Source organism: Mesorhizobium sp. M7A.F.Ca.CA.003.01.2.1 (genome assembly GCF_003998945.1).
Taxonomy (GTDB): Bacteria; Pseudomonadota; Alphaproteobacteria; order Rhizobiales; family Rhizobiaceae; genus Mesorhizobium; species Mesorhizobium ciceri.
Map to the genome: position 1 here is coordinate 1 of NZ_RZRA01000759.1, position 2,879 is coordinate 2,879.

A 2,879-nucleotide genomic window follows, 5' to 3' on the forward strand; every position below is an offset into this window, starting at 1 on the left:
TCAACGAGGTTGTGCCGCATGCCGAGTTGATGCCGGCGGCATTTGATCTGGCCAGGCGTATCCTGCGGCACTCCGATCTGGCGATTGCCGGCATCCTCACGGCAGTGGCGCGCGGCCTCAACCAGAGCATCGCCGAAGGTTTGCTGGTCGAGGCCGAGCAGTTTGCCCGCGTGGCCCCGACCGCTGATCTGCGCGAAGGGCTGAATGCCTGGATTGCACGCCGCGAGCCGGGCTATGACGGCTCGTGGACACATATCGCGCGTCCCGACGAGGCCAGGCGAGCCTGAAGCGGGTCGCTGGAATTCCTCAGGCGACCCGCTTCAGGTCTTTGTTTTTATGCGTGTCGTTCTCCCAAAACCGAGGTTACTTTTGGGCGACATGCACTCGTCGGAGCTGGATCAGGGCGCCACCACCAAACGGCCCTTCATGTTGGGGTGAAAGCGGCAGAAGTAGTCGACCGGTCCCGCCGTCTTCAAAGTCAGGCTTGCGGATTTCTTCGGCGGGATCATCACTTCCCAGCCGCCTTTCACGGTTGCCGTGTGGGCGAACACATCCTTGTTCACCCACTCGATCGTGTCGCCGACCTTTGCCTCGACGGTGGCCGGAGAGAACACCAGCCTGTCGATGGTGACCTGGATGGTTTCGGCTTGCGCCGGCACGATCCCGACGGCGAGCGTCAACGCAATCCACAGATGGTGGTTCTGCATGCTCCCGGTCCTTACTTGAGCATGCCGGCGACGTGTTCGGCGTGCTGCTCATGGCCCTGGAATATCTTCAAGCCGGTTTCCAGCAGGCTTTTCAGCTCGGCATTCTGCGCCGACGGGATCAAAAGGGTTTCGAGCGCGCCGTTGACCTGCTTGTGATAGGCGACCTCATTGTCGACATAGGCCTTGTCGAAGGCAGCGCCGTGGAGTTTGGCGAGCTTGGCCCGCTCCTCCGTCGCAGCTTTGGTCAGCGCCTTGCTGGTGGGGTTGTCTTCCGGGGTGACCTTGAGCTTCTTGACCAGGTCGAGCGCCTGAACATTTACAGCCTCGTGATCGCGGACCATATCCTTGGCGAAATCGACAACCTCCTTGTTCTTCGATTTGTCGATGGCCAGCTTGGCCGCTTCGATGTCGATGACCCCGGCCGTGTAGGCGATATGGGCGATCTGCGGATCGGTCGGCTTGTCGGCGGCTTGTGCGAACGGCGCGGTGCCGAGCAGCAGCAGGGCGGCGAGCGCAGCAGTGTGTCGGATAGACATGGCATCTCCTTCGCCGGGACGCTGAAATCGTCCCGGACAGTGTTTTTCGGTTGACGGTCATTGGATGCTGGTCAGCGGCAAACGTTCCCGCTGAAATGAACTGAAATCCGCTGAGGCTCAGCTTTCCAGCCCGAGCCGTCGCATCACGGCGCTGGTCAGTCGTTCGCAACGCCGGCCGGCGAAGGGGAAGGCGTCGAGCAGCACCGGCCCGATCTGGTCGTCCAGCGCCTTGCGGACAAGGGCGCGGGCGCGGTGCAGCCTTGTCTTGACGGTTTGCGGCCGCACGCCGAGGAGGTCGGCGGTCTCTTCGATGCTCAGCCCCTCGATCACCCGCGCCACGAACACCGTCCGGTAGACGTCGGGAAGGCTGTCGGTGGCCTGTTCGACCAGTTGGAGGATCTGCCGTTGCGCCATTGTCCGTTCCGGATCGTCGCTGGGATTGAGGGGAAACCGGATGATCTCGGCTTGCGGATTTTCCGGCAGCGCCACCGTTTTGCGTCTTTTGCGCAGCCGGCCGAGCGCCTCGTTGATGACGATGCGCGATAGCCATGTGGCGAGCGAGGAGTCGCCGCGAAACGCATCGAGATGGGCGAAGGCCTTGACGTATGCCTCCTGCACGATGTCCTCGGCCTCGCTGTCATTGCGCACGACGCCGCGCGCGATCCGGTAAAGCCGCTGATTGTGTGTCTTGATGATGGTGCGGAAGGCGTCGCCGTCGCGCGCCAGCGCGCGGTGCACAAGCTGCATCTCGCCTGGCACAGCGGAAGGCACGGCCGTCAACACAGCAGGCATGGCAAGTTTCCTCAACCCAATCTCCGAACCAGGATCTCGATTGGGAGATTGGACGCTGTCGCCGGCAAAAGGTTCCCGAAGATTTTCTGCCGGGTCCGGCGGCCGCTACACTACAGTGCGAGCGAAGGCTTGTCAGGCAGCCTGCAGGCGCGCCGTGGCCGCCAACAGATCGGTCTGGGTGATCAGCCCGAGAATCCGCTTGTCGTCGTCGACGATGATGACCGCATGGCTGCGGCCGTCGGTGAGGACGGGCAGCAGACCCATGGCGGCGACGCCGGCGGCGGCTGTTGCCGCGGGCGTTAAGACGGATCCAACCGTCCCCGAGGCCTGGGTGAGTTCGCGCAACCCCACCGTGCCTGCCAGCCTGGCTTCCGCATTGACGACCGGCAAGGTGCGGATGTTGTGGTCAAGCAGCAATTGGCGCGCCGCCTCGGTGGAGGTGTGAGCATCGACCGAGATCACATCGCGCGACATGATGTCCTCGCACAGAAGGGTCTTGTGCGCGCGCACCATCGCCTGCAATTCGACCTGCCGCAGCAGCCGGTCGAGATCGTTGCGATCGATATCGAACGTCTCGTCGAGTGCGCCAAGCGCGGCATCGATGTCTTCCGACCGAAAGCCCACGCGCAGCTGCGCCGGCAGATCGCCGGTGCCGTGGCTGTTTGCCGGCGCCGCAACCGGCACATGCGGATAATTGCGCCGGGCCAGCCTGTGGAAGCCGTAGCCGAGCGCCACCAGCAGGATCGAGTTCAGCGCCACCGGCACGAATGGAAACAGGAAGCCGGCGCTGATCACGGCAGGCCCTCCCAGCACCGCGGTCAGCGCCGGCTTCCTGTTTCCATTC

The 2,879-nt window shown here is 63.5% G+C and carries 5 protein-coding genes; 1 reads left to right on the forward strand and 4 read right to left on the reverse strand.

The genetic code is table 11. The features are described from left to right. Positions 1–287 (forward strand): enoyl-CoA hydratase-related protein (locus EN969_RS25015; RefSeq protein ID WP_348632415.1); only part of this gene is annotated, 287 nt, incomplete at its 5' end. A 111-nt stretch (positions 288–398) separates the two neighbouring features. Here the strand turns inward: EN969_RS25015 and EN969_RS25020 are convergent. From EN969_RS25020 to EN969_RS25035, 4 genes are all read right to left on the reverse strand, one after another. Next, positions 399–707: a cupredoxin family copper-binding protein gene (locus EN969_RS25020; RefSeq protein WP_013532430.1), complete on the reverse strand. Its 309-nt coding sequence runs from the start codon at positions 705–707 to the stop codon at positions 399–401. A gap of 11 nt (positions 708–718) precedes the next feature. Continuing rightward, positions 719–1,243, reverse strand: a complete 525-nt coding sequence (locus EN969_RS25025; RefSeq protein ID WP_013532429.1) for a DUF4142 domain-containing protein — start codon at positions 1,241–1,243, stop codon at positions 719–721. Between the two features lie 117 nt (positions 1,244–1,360). After that, positions 1,361–2,035 carry an RNA polymerase sigma factor gene (locus EN969_RS25030; protein ID WP_013532428.1) on the reverse strand — a complete coding sequence of 225 codons (675 nt, stop codon included), beginning with the start codon at positions 2,033–2,035 and terminating at the stop codon, positions 1,361–1,363. Between the two features lie 132 nt (positions 2,036–2,167). Continuing rightward, the coding region (locus EN969_RS25035) for a CBS domain-containing protein (RefSeq protein ID WP_127419481.1) at positions 2,168–2,879 on the reverse strand (712 nt) is incomplete at its 5' end.

Bases quoted from the DNA above. Each gene is read 5' to 3' on its own strand.
- EN969_RS25020 (WP_013532430.1), bottom strand. From the start codon at position 707: ATGCAGAACCACCATCTGTGGATTGCGTTGACGCTCGCCGTCGGGATC.
- EN969_RS25025 (WP_013532429.1), bottom strand. From the start codon at position 1,243: ATGTCTATCCGACACACTGCTGCGCTCGCCGCCCTGCTGCTGCTCGGC.
- EN969_RS25030 (WP_013532428.1), bottom strand. From the start codon at position 2,035: ATGCCTGCTGTGTTGACGGCCGTGCCTTCCGCTGTGCCAGGCGAGATG.